This is a genomic window from Providencia sp. 2024EL-00732, assembly GCF_044006275.1.
Classification (GTDB): domain Bacteria; phylum Pseudomonadota; class Gammaproteobacteria; order Enterobacterales; family Enterobacteriaceae; genus Providencia; species Providencia huashanensis.
The window spans coordinates 36,618-55,324 of record NZ_JBIPDG010000016.1; the positions used below are offsets into that span (position 1 = coordinate 36,618).

17 protein-coding genes are annotated in these 18,707 nt (G+C 41.7%); 5 read left to right on the forward strand and 12 right to left on the reverse strand.

What is annotated here, in order from left to right:
* Positions 1–350: 350 nt before the first annotated feature.
* The 3 genes from ACHB7C_RS18695 to ACHB7C_RS18705 are packed head-to-tail and all read left to right on the forward strand — an operon-like array spanning position 351 to position 5,163.
* Positions 351–3,269, forward strand: a complete 2,919-nt coding sequence (locus ACHB7C_RS18695; RefSeq protein WP_395348169.1) for a xanthine dehydrogenase family protein molybdopterin-binding subunit — start codon at positions 351–353, stop codon at positions 3,267–3,269.
* On the forward strand, positions 3,266–3,832 hold the full coding sequence (locus ACHB7C_RS18700) for a (2Fe-2S)-binding protein (RefSeq protein ID WP_042848919.1): 567 nt from the start codon (positions 3,266–3,268) through the stop codon (positions 3,830–3,832). Before ACHB7C_RS18695 ends, ACHB7C_RS18700 begins: the two co-directional genes overlap by 4 nt.
* Positions 3,833–3,843: 11 nt before the next feature.
* Positions 3,844–5,163, forward strand: a complete 1,320-nt coding sequence (locus ACHB7C_RS18705; RefSeq protein ID WP_395348172.1) for a cytochrome c — start codon at positions 3,844–3,846, stop codon at positions 5,161–5,163.
* A 162-nt stretch (positions 5,164–5,325) separates the two neighbouring features.
* Here ACHB7C_RS18705 and umoC read toward each other — a convergent pair whose 3' ends face one another.
* Positions 5,326–5,751, reverse strand: a complete 426-nt coding sequence (gene umoC, locus ACHB7C_RS18710) for a lysozyme inhibitor LprI family protein (RefSeq protein ID WP_048608137.1) — start codon at positions 5,749–5,751, stop codon at positions 5,326–5,328.
* A 540-nt stretch (positions 5,752–6,291) separates the two neighbouring features.
* Between umoC and mutS the strand changes: the two genes are divergently transcribed.
* Positions 6,292–8,859, forward strand: coding sequence for a DNA mismatch repair protein MutS (mutS, locus tag ACHB7C_RS18715; protein ID WP_042848921.1), 2,568 nt, complete (start codon positions 6,292–6,294; stop codon positions 8,857–8,859).
* Position 8,860: 1 nt separating this feature from the next.
* The gene (miaE, locus tag ACHB7C_RS18720; RefSeq protein ID WP_042848923.1) at positions 8,861–9,640 is read left to right on the forward strand and encodes a tRNA isopentenyl-2-thiomethyl-A-37 hydroxylase MiaE; all 780 of its coding nucleotides are present in this window, start codon (positions 8,861–8,863) and stop codon (positions 9,638–9,640) included.
* Positions 9,641–9,703: 63 nt separating this feature from the next.
* Here miaE and rpoS read toward each other — a convergent pair whose 3' ends face one another.
* From rpoS to cysC, 11 genes are all read right to left on the reverse strand, one after another.
* Entirely contained in the window at positions 9,704–10,690 is a 987-nt protein-coding gene (rpoS, locus tag ACHB7C_RS18725; RefSeq protein WP_129467095.1) for an RNA polymerase sigma factor RpoS, read from the reverse strand.
* A 54-nt stretch (positions 10,691–10,744) separates the two neighbouring features.
* Positions 10,745–11,824, reverse strand: a complete 1,080-nt coding sequence (gene nlpD / locus ACHB7C_RS18730) for a murein hydrolase activator NlpD (RefSeq protein ID WP_042848926.1) — start codon at positions 11,822–11,824, stop codon at positions 10,745–10,747.
* Between the two features lie 312 nt (positions 11,825–12,136).
* The gene (locus ACHB7C_RS18735) at positions 12,137–12,763 is read right to left on the reverse strand and encodes a protein-L-isoaspartate(D-aspartate) O-methyltransferase (protein WP_042848927.1); all 627 of its coding nucleotides are present in this window, start codon (positions 12,761–12,763) and stop codon (positions 12,137–12,139) included.
* Positions 12,760–13,521, reverse strand: a complete 762-nt coding sequence (surE, locus tag ACHB7C_RS18740) for a 5'/3'-nucleotidase SurE (RefSeq protein WP_395348176.1) — start codon at positions 13,519–13,521, stop codon at positions 12,760–12,762. The genes ACHB7C_RS18735 and surE overlap by 4 nt, the downstream gene beginning before the upstream one ends.
* Positions 13,522–14,069: 548 nt before the next feature.
* Positions 14,070–14,573 (reverse strand): GNAT family N-acetyltransferase, encoded by a 504-nt coding sequence (locus ACHB7C_RS18745; protein ID WP_349488924.1) that lies wholly within the window; start codon positions 14,571–14,573, stop codon positions 14,070–14,072.
* Positions 14,554–14,892, reverse strand: coding sequence for a DUF1778 domain-containing protein (locus ACHB7C_RS18750; RefSeq protein ID WP_240133598.1), 339 nt, complete (start codon positions 14,890–14,892; stop codon positions 14,554–14,556). The genes ACHB7C_RS18745 and ACHB7C_RS18750 overlap by 20 nt, the downstream gene beginning before the upstream one ends.
* A 388-nt stretch (positions 14,893–15,280) precedes the next feature.
* A complete protein-coding gene (gene truD / locus ACHB7C_RS18755; RefSeq protein WP_071548560.1) occupies positions 15,281–16,339 on the reverse strand; it encodes a tRNA pseudouridine(13) synthase TruD in 1,059 nt (352 codons plus the stop codon).
* Positions 16,305–16,817: a 2-C-methyl-D-erythritol 2,4-cyclodiphosphate synthase gene (ispF, locus tag ACHB7C_RS18760; RefSeq protein WP_042848930.1), complete on the reverse strand. Its 513-nt coding sequence runs from the start codon at positions 16,815–16,817 to the stop codon at positions 16,305–16,307. The genes truD and ispF overlap by 35 nt, the downstream gene beginning before the upstream one ends.
* A gap of 9 nt (positions 16,818–16,826) precedes the next feature.
* Positions 16,827–17,579, reverse strand: coding sequence for a 2-C-methyl-D-erythritol 4-phosphate cytidylyltransferase (gene ispD / locus ACHB7C_RS18765; protein WP_071548561.1), 753 nt, complete (start codon positions 17,577–17,579; stop codon positions 16,827–16,829).
* A gap of 59 nt (positions 17,580–17,638) precedes the next feature.
* The gene (gene ftsB, locus ACHB7C_RS18770) at positions 17,639–17,935 is read right to left on the reverse strand and encodes a cell division protein FtsB (protein ID WP_042848932.1); all 297 of its coding nucleotides are present in this window, start codon (positions 17,933–17,935) and stop codon (positions 17,639–17,641) included.
* A gap of 161 nt (positions 17,936–18,096) precedes the next feature.
* Positions 18,097–18,705: an adenylyl-sulfate kinase gene (gene cysC / locus ACHB7C_RS18775; protein ID WP_094301238.1), complete on the reverse strand. Its 609-nt coding sequence runs from the start codon at positions 18,703–18,705 to the stop codon at positions 18,097–18,099.
* Positions 18,706–18,707 lie beyond the last annotated feature (2 nt).

Consider the following 18,707-nt stretch of genomic DNA (forward strand, 5'->3'; position numbering starts at 1 on the left):
CATTAAATACATGTTGATTTTATGTATTTATTAATAATATTCCATTTGATTTAATTAAATCATACCCCGATAAAACTCAGTGACTTTATTCAACACTGTCATATTAAGATGACTCTAACAATATTATTCACTTTCTTGAATAAATCCCTTTACTCATTCTTGATATACCTCTATAGATAACCTTACTATTTACATAATTTCTTATCTAACTTACTGAGCAATCTGATATTAATCATCAATTTTAGAATAGATATCATCGAAACAAAATAATATTACTATTAACAATTAAGATGAATTATTTATCTCCATCACTAATAAAATCTCCTAAGAATATAATCAGGGAGCACTAAATGTCGGGACAAATTTCTAGACGCAATTTTATCAAACTCGGAACCATTGCAGGTATTGCTGTTATGGTCGGTAAATTACCTTTTGCTAGTGCAATGGAGCTTGATTCAGATTCTCCCCCAACAGATTGGATCGGTCAAAATGGTAAAGCTCGTTTTCGTTGGGACGGTGTGGAGAAGGTAACAGGACGTAAAAACTTTGCACGCGATTACCGAGCAAAAGATATTCCTGGCTGGCCTAAAAAACAAAGTTATGCCTTTATGTTAAAAGCAACGGAAGCGAATAAAACCTTTGAAGGCATCAACATTTCAATGCTAGGGCCAAATCTACAACCCGATAAAATTGTTTTGCAAGAAGACCTTATACGAGATGGTTTAAATATTCCTCAAGATACTAGTATGGGGAAAGGGTTCTATGGCACCAATATTTTAGTCCCTCTTGGTGAGACGCCCCCTATTATCGGCCACCCTGTTGCCATCTTAATTTATCAGGATTTTGATCATTTTAGTGCTGCACAACGAATGCTACGGTTTGCAACGAACACGGTAAAATACGGTGCCGTCACCGGCCCCAAACCGCCAGCTAACTATGGAGCAGCCCGTTACGTTCGCATTGGGGGTGAAACACCACTTTCCCCTTCCATTTTTTCTCCTTACCAAGATTCAGGAATTAAAGGCGGTTTTGATGGTAATACCCCCATTTGGCCCCCTTATGACCCTAAACATGCACTAACCATTCCACCTGTCATTCGAAAAGATCGCGGGGGTGGTTTTATTCAAGCCTTACACCAAGCAAAAAAACACCCCGATAAACAAGAAAAAGCCATGGATTACGCACGGCAAATTGAGCAAGAGGTCGAAGCTGCAAAACAGGACCCCAATAAATTTGTCATTGAACGCCACGGTTTTTCTCAGTCTATCGACCCCTGTGCTATGGAGCCAGATAACTGTAACACTTGGTATGATGCACAAACCAAAACACTGCATATTTTAACCGCGACACAATCACCTGCTGGTGTAGTAAATGCAGCAGCAGAGTTATCTAAAAACAATAAACACTTTTCAGTCGAGAATATTGTGCTATTAACTGGCTCTACGGTAGGTTATGGCTCAAAAGACTATTCGGTTTTCCCGTTCTATTCTATGGTGGCAAGTTTCTATGCCGATGGGCTACCAGTACGTATGGCAAACGACCGCTATGAACAATTTCAAATGGGGATGAAACGCCATTCCATTGAAATGGATGTCACCATTGTGGGTGATAAAAAAACGGGTAAATTTGATGTATTAAAAGGTACTTATAACTGTAATGGCGGAGGTCGTGAAAACCTTTCCGTTGCCGTATCTCACGTTGCTGTCCGTGGAGCCCAATCGATTTATTATTTCCCTAAATCGGACTTAACAGCCTTAGCAATGGCGACCCCTGCAGTTGAAGCCGGCTCTATGCGTGGTTTTGGGTCATTACAATCTATGGCGGTCACCGAGTTAATGGTCGATGAAATCGCCCATGATCTTAACATTGACCCTATCGAGTTACGCCGCCGTAACGCTATTTTAGAAGGTTATCCAAATACTCAAGGTGGTGTTATTGCAGGCGATCCTCGCAATGTAGAAATGTTAAACCTAGCAGAAAACCACCCAATTTGGGTCGAACGTAATAAAAATAAAGCAGAATATGAAGCAAAAAACCCGGGGAAACTCTACGGTGTTGGTTTTGCTCAAGTACAACAAGTTTACGGCTCAAGTGGCGTTCCTACTATCCTCTCCCTAGAATTTGACGCCAATGGCAAACTCACCATGCGCCATTGTATGCAAGAAATTGGTACTGGCGGCACAACCGCACAACAAGTGATGGTATGGCAGGCGCTGAGTAAAGCCCCTGATGTTGTCGAGTTTGGTGTCACTGAATTTGAGGAGTTACCCCTTAAAACCAGTTGGGCAGACCAGAAAAAACAAGATGAGTTATCTAAAACTGATCCTTATTGGACGCCCGCTCTTATCCCTGATATGAGCTCATCTAGTGGCGTTTACTACATTGGTTTCGGTACTCGCCAAGCCGGGCATTTTCTATTGGAAAACACACTCTGGCCTGCCGCAAAAAGTATTTGGAGTGAAGGTCCTGGTGGTGGAGCTTTCAATGGCTTAAATGTCGAATTCGCAGATATCCGAGTAGGGCCTGAAGGTATTGGCGGCGGAGGCATGAAACCAATTCCCTTCGACAAACTTGCAAAAAGAGCCCATGAAATGGGGTTAATTACAGGCGTCGCCGTACATGGATACTCAAGCTGGCAATGGGCTCGTGCAGAATTTGATATTCCTACTGTTGGCTTAAAAAACCTCCCTCTTGATGCGATATCTGTACGTTATGGTGATGGTGCATCACAAAAATTGAAAAAACAAATGACAACAGGCGGTTATCATTTCATTAAACGTAATATTGCCTACTACCCGCCGACACAGCGCGCAAAAGCCGACCCGACTACAGTGACGCCCGCATCCTGTTTAGTTGAGCTAAATGTCAATACCATGACTGGCGAAGTCGAGATCATGCGTCACCATATGATTATGGACCCCGGCACTATGATTGTACCTGAATTAGTATCTGGGCAAATCCAAGGTGGCACCGCAATGGGGATTGGTCACGCATTAATGGAAGAGCTCCCGTTATATGAAGATGGCCCCGGTAATGGAACATGGAATTTTAACCGCTATGTTCTGCCTCGAGCTAAAGATGTCGCCGTATGGCAGCAAACCATCGATTACTTACCGCCCCTTTCTGAGACCTCACCACCAAAAGGTATGGCTGAACTTGGAATGATCCCCATCTTACCAGCGACTAGTAATGCATTAACCCACGCTACAGGCAAGCGTTTCTACGAATTCCCGATTACGGTTGATAAAATTAAAAAGGCCCTCTCATGAATATCAAAAATGCCGTTCCGATTATTGAGCGCAAGCCATTAACACTGACCATTAACGGCAAAAAAATTGGTCCTATTGATGTCCCTGTTGGTATGCCAATGATTGAATTTTTACATGAATATTTAGACCTCACTGGTACTCACTTCGGCTGTGGGCAAGGGATCTGCCACGCTTGCACCATCATGGAAATTCAACCCGATGGCTCAACGATTGAAAGCCGCACCTGCATCTTTGGTGCTCATTACTTTAATCATAAAAATATTGTCACCATCGAGGGGCAAGCTAAACTTGATGAACAAGGCAACGTCATTGAATTAACACCAATCCAGCAAGCCTTTATCGAAAACTTCTCTTTCCAATGTGGGTATTGTGCCCCTGGTTTTGTCACTGGCGCGACGGTATTTCTTGATAAGCTCAAGAAACACCCAATTAAACGCGCAGAGCTAGAACATGCAATAGAAGAAGCTCTCAACGAACATATTTGCCGTTGTACCGGCTATGTACGTTATTATGAAGCGGTGAGAAAAGTTGCTCTCGACACCCCCGGCTGTGTAATAGACTAAGGGGAAAGACAATGACTAAATCTAGCTCCATACGTAAAACGTTCTATATCATCATCGTAATATTCATAGCGCTTATGCTTTCTATCCTATTCGGTGCATTTCGAACCTCTAGTATCGCAACTAATATCGATAAACCACTGACCTCAGAAGAAATCGCAAAATTACTGCCTAGAGGCCAAGAATTGGCAACAGCAGGAGACTGTTTTGGTTGTCATTCTTTGCCTGAGGGGCCGCTAGCGGCAGGAGGACGAGCCATTGAAACGCCATTTGGGACCATTTATTCCACCAATATCACCCCCGACAAACAATTCGGCATCGGTAACTATACGCGTGCCGATTTCCATCGAGCATTAAAAGACGGTATTGGCAAAGAAAGAGGGAACCTCTATCCTGCGATGCCTTTTGTCTTTACACATATGACAACATCAGAAGATATTGATGCCTTATATGCTTATGTGATGTCACTTCCTCCCATGGCGGTGCCAAACAAAGAAAATACGGGGGTTTTTGTCCTCCCAGTCCGTCCGTTTATGAACTTTTGGACACTACTGAACTTCCCGAAACGAAATGCACCACATGACCCGCAACGTTCTGCCGAATGGAACCGCGGTGCTTATCTTGTCGAAGGGTTAGCTCACTGTGGCGCCTGTCATTCACCACGTAACCTTATGATGGGCGTAGAGTTTTCACGTTCACTTCAAGGTGGAGAGGAAGCAGGTTTGGCAATTCCTAATATTACTGCCGCAGCACTGTCTAAGCATGGTTATGATACTGCCTCACTAAGCCAATTTTTACTCACAGGTAACGCACCACAAGGCTCTGCTTTTGCAGATATGAGCACTGTCACACACTTTTCCACTAGTCAGATGAAAAAAAGTGATGTCGATGATATGGCTATTTATTTAATGACCGATAAACAAGGAAAAGTACTTGGCAAAAAAGAGCCGCCAGCTCCACTTCCTGAAGCTAATAGCCAACAAATGGCTGATACCGCAGGGACTATGGAGCAAGGGCGTCTGATGTATATGTCGACCTGCGCAGGCTGTCACGGCATCACAGGGGAAGGCGTTCCTAATGGCATTCCAGCCTTAAAAGGTAACGCTATTTTAGCAATGGATAGCCCCGAGACTTTTATAAGTGTGGTATTAACCGGTATCCCGACAACAACGTTCCCTAATGGCCAACGTATGTACGCCATGCCAAGTTTTGCAGATGATTTAACATCACAAGAGATAGCCGATTTAATTTCATGGGCGCGAGCCGAATGGGGAGGACAAAGTAACCCTGTTACCGTTGAGCAAGTTGAAAAGCTGAAAAAGGCAGCGCAATAACCAACAAAGCCCCTTAATACGAACTTAAGGGGCTCAAATTGCCAGTCATAAGGGTGAATTCCCATATTGGATACATTTCTTATCTTGTTTATCGCAACCATGACGAAAGCAATTTACTGCCATATGCATAAAAAACTTAAGGCACCCCGATAAGAACAACTTTTATGGGTTAAGCGCTTCAATTCGTGAGTAAGTTAGCTGCACTTTACACGCTAGCATTACATCCCCCATTCCGGTTCCACCGAGTAATGCATCTGCCTGACGTTGGCACTCACTAACTCTAAATGCAAGGAAATCATCCTGCGATTTTTTTAATGATGTAATCGCCTGTGTCGTCGCAGATGAATTCAACTGTTTTAGATGTGTTTCATTGTCGGTAAGTGCTTGCTTCATTAGCTCATCGGCTTTATCTAATTTACTTTGCAAACAAGCTTGAACCGCAGTTCGTGGAGCATCTGCAATTTGCTCATAGCATTCTTTGAGAGGGCCCTCTGTGACTTTAGTATCTGGGGTAGCATCAGCATAAGAGAATGCCGGTATAGCAATTGCCGTAGCGATAATTAGCGCTTTTGATGTGCTAAATTTCATGAAAACCTCTCAATTCGTATATGAATTAACTTTTTAACTCATTCTAATATTAAGGTCTACACAAGTACCTGATTTATGGATTAGTCTTAGTTATTTTTGTGAACCTATATTTAAGCGATTCTTCGTAATAAATCCATTCTGGATAAAGGTCAGCGCCCATCCATAACCAGTTGATTAACATTAATAAAAAAATATTAGTTGAGATTTATCGTCTACAAATAACCATATACATTAAATTAATTTAGCTAGCAAAGCTAACTCCTTCCTCTAATATAATTCTAAACTAAATTGTTCTTGAATATAAAACAATCATAAGATATTCACCGGATCAACATCCCGAGAGAATACACACATTTCAGAGCTTTTATTTCCCAATACTGTTGCCCCTGCTCATAACCACGTCATACTATAGCGAATTATGCGACATGTACTTTTATCTACACTCATTTATTACGATCTGTGGTATTTTATTACCTGAATACAATCTTCGAATAAACTCACAGAATTTAGTTAACTCAATACGTTAGAACAGACAATATTATGACTGATAAGCAAAGTTTCGAATCCCACACCCCCATGATGCAGCAGTATTTAAAACTAAAAGCACAACATTCAGACATACTGCTGTTTTATCGTATGGGTGATTTTTACGAACTCTTCTTCGATGATGCAAAAAAAGCCTCTCAATTATTGGACATCTCGCTCACTAAACGCGGGCAATCTGCGGGGCAACCTATACCAATGGCTGGGGTTCCTCACCATGCCGCCGAAGGCTACTTAGCCAAATTGGTGCAAATGGGTGAGTCTGTCGCAATTTGCGAACAAATTGGCGACCCAGCAACAAGCAAAGGGCCGGTAGAGCGCCAAGTCGTACGCATTGTCACCCCCGGCACCATTACTGATGAAGCTCTTTTAAATGAGCGGCAAGACAACTTACTGGCCGCGGTTTGGCAAGACCCACAAGGTTTTGGTTATGCCACTTTAGATATTACCTCTGGGCGTTTTATTATTAGCGAAATTGCCGACGAAGAAGCACTGCAAGCTGAACTTCAGCGCACTCGCCCTGCTGAGTTACTGTACCCAGAAGACTTCGCTAGCATGTCACTTATTGAACATAATAAAGGGTTACGTCGTCGCCCATTATGGGAATATGAACTCGATACGGCAAAACAGCAGCTTGGCTTACAGTTTGGTACCAAAGACTTAGTCGGGTTTGGCGTCGAAAATGCCCACAAAGCCCTTCGTGCAGCAGGCTGTTTACTGCAATATGTGAAAGATACACAACGTACTTCGTTACCCCACATTCGCAGTATTGTGATGGAAAAACAAAATGATAATGTCATTTTGGATGCAGCAACTCGTCGAAATTTAGAGATCACACAAAACCTAGCCGGCGGTACAGAAAATACCCTTGCCGCAATTTTAGATATGTGTGTCACCCCAATGGGTAGCCGCATGTTAAAACGCTGGCTGCATACACCTTTAAGAAACATTCAAGTCTTGAATAACCGCCAGCAAGCTATTGGGGCTCTACAGGAATGTGGTTTTGAACTGCAACCTTTTTTACGTCAAATTGGGGATTTAGAACGTGTATTGGCCCGTCTTGCGTTACGTTCTGCACGGCCTCGTGACTTAACGCGCATGCGCCATGCTTTCCAACAATACCAAGATATTCATCAAATCTTGGGGCAATCCAATAGCGCCTACTTGCAAGATTTACAACAACGGATTGGCCAATTTGACGAACTACAAGCGTTACTTGAAAGAGCCATTATCGATGCTCCGCCAGTCTTAGTTCGTGATGGCGGCGTCATCGCCCCAGGGTATAACAGTGAACTCGATGAATGGCGTGCACTCGCAGATGGTGCTACAGATTACCTAGATAAACTGGAAATTCGCGAAAGGGAAAAACTGGGGATAGACACACTTAAAGTTGGTTATAACGCGGTGCACGGGTACTATATCCAAGTCAGCCGAGGTCAAAGCCACCTAACTCCAATCCACTATGTTCGTCGTCAAACCCTAAAAAATGCAGAACGCTATATTATTCCTGAATTAAAGGAATATGAAGATAAAGTACTGACATCAAAAGGGAAAGCGTTAGCAATTGAAAAAGCATTATATGATGAGCTATTTGATATGTTACTTCCTCATCTTGCTGAATTACAAACCAGTGCAGAAGCACTAGCTGAGCTAGACGTATTAGCAAACCTTGCTGAACGCGCAGATACTTTAGGCTATGCTTGCCCACAACTCACTGAAAAAGCAGGTATTCAGATTACTGAAGGCCGCCACCCAGTTGTTGAGCAAGTACTGAGTGAACCCTTTATATCTAACCCTCTATCACTGTCACCACAGCGTCGCCTACTGATCATCACAGGGCCAAATATGGGTGGTAAAAGTACTTATATGCGCCAAACTGCATTGATCACATTGCTAGCCTATATCGGTAGCTTTGTGCCTGCGAGTAAAGCGGTTATTGGTCCAATTGACCGGATCTTTACCCGTGTTGGGGCTTCTGATGACCTTGCTTCTGGCCGCTCAACCTTCATGGTTGAAATGACTGAAACAGCGAATATTCTCCATAATGCAACTGAACATAGTTTAGTATTAATGGATGAAATAGGACGAGGGACTTCCACCTATGATGGGCTTTCACTCGCTTGGGCTTGTGCTGAAAACTTAGTGAATAAAATCAAAGCAATGACATTATTTGCTACCCACTATTTTGAGTTAACTACACTGCCAGAAAAGCTCGAAGGTGCTGTCAACATCCACCTTGATGCCATTGAACACGGTGATACTATTGCCTTTATGCATAATGTCCAAGATGGTGCCGCCAGTAAAAGTTATGGCCTAGCAGTAGCCTCTCTTGCTGGTGTCCCTAAGGATGTCATCAAGCGAGCTAAACAGAAATTGAAAGAACTTGAGGTTATCTCCAATAATGCCAATACCAGCCATGTTGATAGTGCGCAACTTAGCTTCTTAACCACAGAAGAAGCCGAGCCCTCACCCGCACTAGCGGCATTAGACAGTATTGACCCGGATAAACTCACACCTCGCCAAGCCCTTGATTGGATTTATCGTTTAAAGGACATGAATATATAACATGAATGAGTATCAACAATTACTGGCGCCAATCCGCCAGTTTTTGCAATGTGAAACACCCGATGCTTGGGTGCAAAAAGCATGTTTACCTGAAAGCTTACCCATTATTTTAAAAGACCACCTATTATGCGAACTAAAAGCCGCGCAAAGTGCCATGTTTTTAATTCGCAAATATGCGGTAGATAAGCAAAGTGCTACTGTATTACTTGAATGGTTTAAACCCTATGAAGCATTCGCTTATGATCGAATTGGCGATATATATACGTTAAAAAATAAAAACCAAATTTCCAAGCAAATACTCGCGAAAAAACAATCGCCTTATAGCCAAGACTTAATTGATAAAATGGTATTGCTTATCAAAGAAGAGCTTCACCATTTTTATCAAGTTCTTGAAATTATGCACCAAAGGAATATTCCCTATGATGGGATAACCGCAGGGCGTTATGCAAAAAGCTTATTTAGCTATATTAGCCCTCATGACCCTAAAACCTTGGTTGATAAACTCATTATTGGTGCTTATATTGAAGCCCGTTCATGTGAACGCTTTGCGAAACTGGCACCTTATTTAGATGAGCAACTGGCTAACTTTTATATTTCATTATTGCGTTCTGAGGCACGTCATTACCAAGATTATTTACACTTAGCGCAATTAATTAGCAAACAAGATATCACTGAACGTATTAATTACTTTGGTATTATTGAAGCTGAACTAATTTCTACCCCTGATGATGATTTTAAGTTTCATAGTGGTGTACCAATCACTTTAACTCGTGCATATTGATATAAAAAAATCCCTATAAACTTTCATCTATAGGGATTTTGAATAACTAACCTAGTTAGTGCTCTACATGTTGAATAATGCTTCTAATGTCAGCTCTTCACCATGTAAAATATCTTTTAACCGCCTTAAACCTTCGACTTGGATCTGACGAACCCTTTCTCGAGTGAGCCCAATTTCGCGCCCAACCTCTTCCAGAGTTTCTGCTTCATAACCTAAAAGCCCAAAACGTCGTGCTAAAACCTCCCTTTGTTTTGGGTTCAATTCAAATAACCATTTAACAATATTCTCTTTTAAATCATTATCTTGAATTGTATTTTCTGGACCTGAATCATTATCATCAGACAATACCTCAAGCAAAGATTTTTCTGAATCCCCTGCAATTGGAGTGTCAACAGACGTAATACGTTCATTTAAGCGCAACATCCGGCTGACATCTTCGACAGGTTTATCTAACTGTTCAGCGATTTCTTCAGGGCTTGGCTCATGGTCCAGCTTTTGGGCTAATTCACGTGCAGTACGAAGGTAAATATTGAGTTCTTTAACGATATGAATAGGAAGGCGAATTGTACGAGTTTGGTTCATGATAGCACGTTCTATCGTTTGACGTATCCACCATGTTGCATACGTCGAAAATCGAAACCCTTTTTCAGGATCGAATTTCTCAACAGCACGGATCAACCCAAGATTCCCTTCCTCGATCAAGTCGAGTAAAGCAAGACCTCGATTATTATAACGGCGAGATATTTTTACAACTAAACGAAGATTACTTTCAATCATGCGTTGACGCGACGCAACATCACCGCGCAATGCACGCCTTGCATAAAAGACTTCTTCTTCAGCTGTAAGGAGCGGTGAGAATCCAATTTCACTGAGATAAATTTGGGTGGCATCCAGAACACGTTGGTTTGTGTTCTGGAGTAAATCCATTTCTTCATCCTGCTCTGAAACTAGATCCTCTTCTTTAAACTGACTCTCATCAAATGCATCATCTAAATTGCTTTCGTCGAGGTCATTATATAACTCGTTAACTTTCAGCGAACTTTGGCTCATCAGTGACTCCTACCCTTGATAATGCGGACAGAATGTCAAAGCATTCCGCCCAGTTTATCGCTGCGGCAAATAGCGCAACGGGTTTACTGATTTTCCCTTGTAACGAATTTCAAAGTGTAATCTAACCGAACTTGTTCCAGTACTACCCATGGTGGCTATTTTTTGACCTTCAGTGACATCCTGTTGATCACGCACAAGCAACGTATCGTTGTGTGCATAGGCACTCAAGTAGTCATCGTTATGTTTTATAATTATTAGATTTCCATATCCACGCAAAGCATTACCTGCGTAAACGACTTTTCCTGGAGCAGCAGCAAGTACAGCTTGACCACGAGAACCTGCAATATCTATCCCTTTGTTCCCGCCTTGAGCATCTGAGAAACTTTCAATCATTTTCCCATCTGCCGGCCAACGCCATTTTATTGACGAATTATTTGTACTACTAGCTGCGGTTGAAGCAGTTGTGGTCGTCGGAGCTGTTGCCGTCGTTGAAACTTGCGTTGCAGGTTTCTTATTATTAGGCAACATCTTACCTGTAGTTTGACCACCACTATTTTCAGGATACGCATTAGTTGTTCGAAGATCAACCGGTTGCTGATGACTATTTGATGAATTTGAGGCTAATTGAGTGCTCGAGTTCACATTTGTGTTACCAATATTAATAACTTGCCCTACATTTAAGCTGTATGGCTCAGGAATATTGTTTCGAGATGCTAACTCACGGAAATCATTACCCGTTATATAAGCAATGTAAAATAGCGTATCACCGCGCTGAACAGTATAACTATTACCGCTATAACTGCCTTTTGGTATATTGCCGTAGTCACGGTTATACACAATACGCCCTTCTCCATTGGTCGTAACAGGCCCTGAAGATGAAGTACGACTAACCGGTTGTGTATTGGTATTACTTGATAAATTTGGGCGTGCAGACGGCATTGCCGTACTCACCCCCGTATTTGATGACGATACGGGTGCCACTCTTTGCGTCGTTGGCTGGCGAGATTGGCTATCATTCACACTGGAAATAGGTGCTGCCGTATGATAAGGCGTGGAACAGCCTGCCAATAGTGCTCCGCTAAATGAAAAGATGACTGCCCATCGAATTCTGCTTATAGGGCTAACAATTTTCATGCTTCTTCTCCCGTGAAGAAAAATCTGACGTGACAATGCAAAATAATGTCAGTAATAGAGATACCATAAAATATTTCACTTATTAAAACAGAAATACAAAATAGTGAACAAGTTAAATATATCAAAAATATAACAATTTGAGATTATGACTCAATAGTTTGAGCCTATTATCCAATTTAAGAGGGTTAAACTATCATATTTAGAATAGTTTTACTGCTATTTGAGTTAATGAAGTATTCGCAATAGTATTTATGTAGACTAATGATACAAAATTACCCAGTGCGGTGATGGATAAATACCATTGCAAATAGATTAAAGAAGGTCACCCGCAACTAATGGAACAAAACGCACTTTCTCGATGACATTAGCATGGTAATCATTACCACGACGGGTAATGAGCTTTAAAGATTGTTCTTTATCTCCAACAGGTAAAACCATCCGCCCACCATCTTTCAATTGCTCCAGTAACATGGTTGGCACTTCAGTCGGCGCAGCTGTCACAATGATAGCATCGAAAGGGCCCTTTGATTGCCACCCTTCCCAACCATCACCATGGCGAGTTGACACATTATGTAAATCAAGCTGTTTTAAACGCCGCTTTGCGGACCATTGCAAACTTTTCACTCGTTCAACAGAGAAAACATGCTCAACTAAATGAGCAAGTACTGCCGTTTGATAGCCAGACCCTGTCCCTATTTCAAGCACCTTGTCATTCGGTGACAAAGACAGCAAGGCGGTCATTTTAGCCACTATGTATGGTTGCGAAATAGTCTGACCATAGCCTATCGGCAATGGAATATTATCGTAGGCTTTATGTGAAAGAGCTTCATCCACAAAGCGTTCTCGAGGCACGAGTGAAATTGCGTCTAATAGGCGCTCATCGTGAATTCCCTGTTGGCGTAATTGAGCCAAAAGATCTTTCATGAGCCCTGTTATCATTTTACTAGCACTCCTGATTTTTCTAGCCATTCTTCCACTAACGTGTGCGTTTTATAGGCTGTTAAGTCAACTTGCAATGGGGTTATCGAAACATAGCCATGTTGTACAGCTTCAAAATCGGTCCCCGGACCAGCATCTCGAATTTCACCAACAGGGCCTAGCCAATACAGCATATTACCTTTCGGGTCTTCTAAGCTATATACCTCAGATGCAGCATGCCGGCTTCCACAGCGAGTCACTTTGATACCTTTAATATCCTCATAAGGAATATCAGGTACGTTGATATTTAAAATATTACCCGCACGCAGAGGGCTCTTTTGCAGCAACATCAAGATATTACATGTTACCCTTGCCGCACTTTCATAATGAGTATCTCCATCTAATGACACGGCAATCGACGGTAAGCCTAAGTGACGCCCCTCAGTAGCCGCAGCGACTGTACCTGAGTAAATCACGTCATCCCCCAAGTTCGGCCCACAATTGATACCTGAGACCACAATATCAGGCCGTGGGCGCACCACTTTATTTACCCCGATATACACACAATCTGTTGGCGTGCCTTCTTGTACCGAAAGGTCACCATTACTTAACGTTTGAATTCTCAAAGGCTTATCTAATGTTAGTGCATTCGACGCACCACTGCGATTGCGGTCTGGGGCAATCACTTGAACATGATAATATTGGCGTAGCGCAGCCGCTAGGGTTTGGATACCCGGTGCATTTACGCCATCGTCATTACTCAATAAAATCTTTAGCATCGACATTATCCTTTGATGTAATTGAAGTTTATTTTTAAGGTCAAGGATATTGTCCTGCCTGTTGTCCTAAAAATTTTTAGTGACCAATAAAATGACACTGAAAAGCATCAGCATCACGTTTATGATATAACACTATTATGTGATTAGGCTAGTTTGCTATTTTATCAGCCCCTCTCATTTTTGCGTCACAATTTCGGCACAGTTATTAGTTAGTATTGGCGACTCTATCCAAATACCAGCCAGTATCTGTTTTTGTTAACGTGACTATTGCAGACCTAACGAAAAAATAAGGTCATTCAAGAACTAAATAATCTGATTAATCAGCGTGAATTGCTCAGCACCCTAGCATCTAAAATGACGATATTGGGCAGAGGGGGAAATACTATTTGAATGCGCTTCAAAAAACTTTAACGCTAAATCGTTAGAACTGATTAAATGGCGTAAATAAGGCGGGGAACTACTCTTTTTCGGAAGGAATATGGGAAATGTACACGTTCTGGAAAGAAAATGCAGCAGGCCAAAACTCATCAATATATTGATACTCAGGGCTATCCAGCCCCTAACATATCACGCGCTGCCTTTACAGTCATAAACAGTCGATTAGACTGATTCGGCAACGATTTAAAACCATACCCTTCGTACCACTTTTTCGCTTTAGTATTTTTTGCATCAACGATGATCATCGGCACAGGCATGTCCTCAGCTGCCGCTATTATTCTTTTAACAGCATCAATAAGGACGACTCCTCCATACCCCTTATTTTGCTCAGTTAAGTCTACCGCTAAACGGGATATCAAAGCACAATAAACTTCATTTGGGTATAAAGATGCAAGCTTAGGCGGCAATTCAGTTAATGAAACTTTGGTGATAGCCAAAGCGTAAAACCCAACTATTTTGTTTGGTATAGTTGAGTCACTCAGCACAAAAGTTCGAGCCACCTCTTTTTTAGCATGTTGATTTGCCGTCTGACCTAAATAATTATTTAGGTCAGACTCTCCGCAATCAAACGCAGCTCTATTATGAATGTTCTTATCAAGCTTTACTATTTCCATTACTACTTAATTCCTTATGTCTTTTAGCCGCCCTTATGAATTTCTCATTCATTTCTGTTGGCTTATCAAGTAATTCAACGAATGCTATAGCATCGCGTTGACACAACTTTAATAGCGCATTTTCAGCTATTAGTTTCTTGGCCTCATTAGCGGCGGCCATCGCTATAAAACTGCTTAACGAACTAAAACCAGATAGGGCTAACGCCGTATCTAAAAGCTCTTTATTTTCTTTAGGCATTCTTATTGTGATTCTTTCGTTTTCGATTTTTTCTTTACTTATCATTTTATTAGTTCGATTTTTCATTACCTTAGTATTCATTATTTTAACTCCAGTAGGATTAGAAATTTTTTTTCGATTAGTCGTTGTCACCTTCCTTTTCGGTCTTATTCACTTCATAGGTTAAAATTAGCACAAATAATTACCGGCGTCAAAATGACGCCATCAAAAAAGTAAGCCGATCACTTAATTAAAAAACGCGAGCCCCCAATAAATAACAATTAAATTTACCCTACAATACGCCCTAATCTAAATTACCAATAAAATACAAGGCGGCCATCGCTATCAGTGACGTTATACGCTTTGTCTTTTGGTTTGTGGGATTTTATTTTTATATCCGTATGAGATATCAGTACGAGCCATAAAAAAACAGGACAACTTAAGGTTGTCCTGTTTTTTATGGCTATCAATGGATACCTATGGATAAAGATTACTCAATAAAATCTTTAGCATCGGCATTATCCTGCCCATTTTGATTGATAATTTCTCTTACTACACTTGTCGCAAAACTACCTGAGTTTAAGAAAAATGTTAGCTTTACTGTCGTGTTATCTAACCATTGCCATTGCAATCCCTGAGGCTTGATAATAACGGCTCTTCTCACCAAAGATGCGCGTTCACTTTTCATTAAAGCCATAAATGGCTGATAATCTTCTAAGCAATGAATTTCAAACCCTAATGCGTCATCTTGCGAACCTAACTCGCCATCACCAGGAAGAGGGGCAGTAATACTTAACTCTGTTGATAACACACGTTCTTGCAGTGTTAATAACTCATCCGAAGTTGCAACAAACCAACTCCCCCGACCCGTTAGTTGTAATGCATCCCCTAATAGCACTTGATGTACCGTATTATTCGCAATACGTTCACTCGCGATATGGTTAAACATTGCACTGCGAGCCGCAGAAAGATAAAAACTGCGTTTATTCCGCTCACGAACATGAATCTCTTGGTTTGCCCAACGTAATGCTTGGGTCAGATTCTGCCCACCACGACCAAAGCGTTGCTCACCAAAATAATTAGGTACTCCAGATAATGCGACTTTTTCTAAGCGTTGTTCAACATCTTTCGCATCTGAAATATCACGCAAAGTGATTTCAAATTGATTTCCTTTCAAGGAACCAATACGTAATTTCCGTTTTTGCCGTGTAGTGGCAAGCACGCGGCATCCTTCAAGCTGCCATGCAGAAAAATCTGGCGTTTCCTTACCCGGCATTTGTAAGCAAAACCACTGCTCAGTCACCGCATGCCTATCTTTTAAACCTGCATAGCTGACAGCTCTAGCTGAAATTTTAGCAAACTTTGCTAATTGCTCAGCAACAAACAGCGTATTACACCCTGTTTTTTCGACACGAACCATGACATGTTCGCCTTCACCATCGAGCTCAAAGCCTAAATCTTCTTTGACAATAAAATCTTCAGGAACACTTTTTAGCGTGCCAGAAGACAACGGCTTACCATGCAGGTACTGAACATTCATTGCTTTCATTACTATTATCTTTGACTAAAAGAACAACCGCGGCGCAGGCAATGCCTTCTTTACGCCCCACAAACCCCAACTGCTCCGTCGTCGTGGCTTTCGCATTAACATCATCCATATGACACTCAAGGTCTTCAGCAATATTGACCCGCATTTGAGCAATATGCGGCAACATTTTAGGCGCCTGAGCCATAATGGTAATATCAATATTACCAATACGATAACCTTTAGCACGTACATGACAAAAGGCTTCCCTTAGTAACACACGGCTATCAGCCCCTTTAAATGCAGGGTCAGTATCTGGAAATAATTTACCGATATCTCCTAACGCAGCAGCACCGAGTACTGCGTCAGTTAGTGCATGCAATACAACATCACCATCTGAGTGCGCGAGTAGGCCTTGCTCGTAAGGGATGCGCACGCCACCAATGATGATAGGGCCTTCACCACCAAATTTGTGTACGTCAAAACCGTGTCCGATTCTCATTTTTTTTCCTTAATTGTTCATTCTTGAAAGATAAAACTCCGCCAAGGTGAGATCTTCTGGGCGTGTCACTTTTAGATTATCTGCGCGCCCCGGAACTAATACCGGTTGATAACCGCAATATTCAAGTGCAGAGGCTTCGTCTGTGATCACTGCATTTTCTTTCAAGGCTTTACTTAGACAGTCCCGTAATAATAATAGCGGGAAAAATTGTGGTGTCAGCGCATGCCATAGAGCCTCACGTTCAACAGTATGGTCGATTAACTGGCTGGCTTTTAAACTGCGTTTCATGGTGTCACGAACAGGCGCCGCGAGTATCCCACCACAGCAGTTTTGTTCTGTTGTTAATTGAATAATTTTATTTAAATCTGACTGGTGGAGGCAAGGACGAGCAGCATCATGGACTAACACCCAACAATTTGAGAGTTCAGGTTGCGCCGCTAAAAAATTGACACCGGCAAGGACCGAATCTGCACGTTCCTTTCCACCAATAACCGCAGTAATTCGAGGGTTTGTTGAAATAGCTAGCTGCTGAAAATATTCATCTTCTGAGCTTAGTGCAATGATAATATGTTTAACATTATTATTTGCTAGCAATGCACTCAGTGTATGTTCAATGATCGTTTTGCCAGCCACCCGTAGATATTGTTTGGGGCAATCGGCATTCATGCGGCTCCCTATCCCTGCCGCAGGAATTAGCGCAACAATTTGAGGGTCATTGTTTTGTAGGGCTCGGGTTTGTGGGGTATTGTCTGGATTTATCATTATTAGATTCTTACATCAGAAATAATCAGGCTAATGGGCATACCATTTTTGCATCGTTATTATTGTGTGGATTTTTGGTTATTACTTTCTTTAACCACCCGATAAAAAGATTCCCCAGGCTTGATCATCCCAAGCTCACTACGAGCTCGTTCTTCAATCGCATCCTGCCCATCATTTAAATCATTAATTTCCGCAAATAGCTGTTCATTACGCATTTTCAAGCGCGAGTTAACAATTTCCTGAGCAGCAACATCATCTTTGACCTGTACGTAATCATGTATGCCGTTCTTACCTAACCATAAGGAATATTGTAACCATGCTAATATCGCGATTAATAGTAGCGTTAATTTACCCATCTTGCCCCCTGAAATGATTTGCTAATCATCCCATAACTCAACGAATGACGCTACTGTGATACTAAAATAGTGATAAAAAGTCAGAATAAGTCTGGTTTAAATGCACTAAATATTCCCTCTTATTTTACCATTTAATAAAAAAGAGGGATATTTAAAGGCAATTAATAATCCACTTGAATGATTTGATTGCGCAATAATAACGCAATAATTTGAGAAAGGGAGTCTGAAATCGGTTGTTGACCATTAAGCTGTAGCTCCGGATATTGCGGGGCTTCATAGGGGGAGTCAACCCCTGTAAACTGCTTGATTTTACCTTCTCGGGCTTGTTGATATAAACCTTTTGGGTCGCGCTGTTCACAAATACTGACAGGAGTATCCACATACAATTCAAAAAATTGGTTCGGCTCAAATAAATCGCGCACCTTTTGCCGATCATGTTGAAACGGGGAAATAAATGCAGTAGCAACAATTAAGCCTGCATCTACCATTAATTTAGCCACTTCCCCGATCCGCCGGATATTTTCTTGCCGATCTGCTTCGCTAAAACCTAAATCACGACATAACCCGTGGCGAACATTATCACCGTCCAATAAATAGGTTTTATTCCCCATTGAAGCTAATTGATGTTCTATCGCCCCTGCAAGGGTAGATTTCCCTGAACCCGATAACCCTGTAAACCACAATACTGCACCTTTGTGCCCATTATTGCTTTCCCGTAGCTGTCGAGTCACAGCATGTTGATGCCAAACTATATTATTTGCTTTTGTCATCA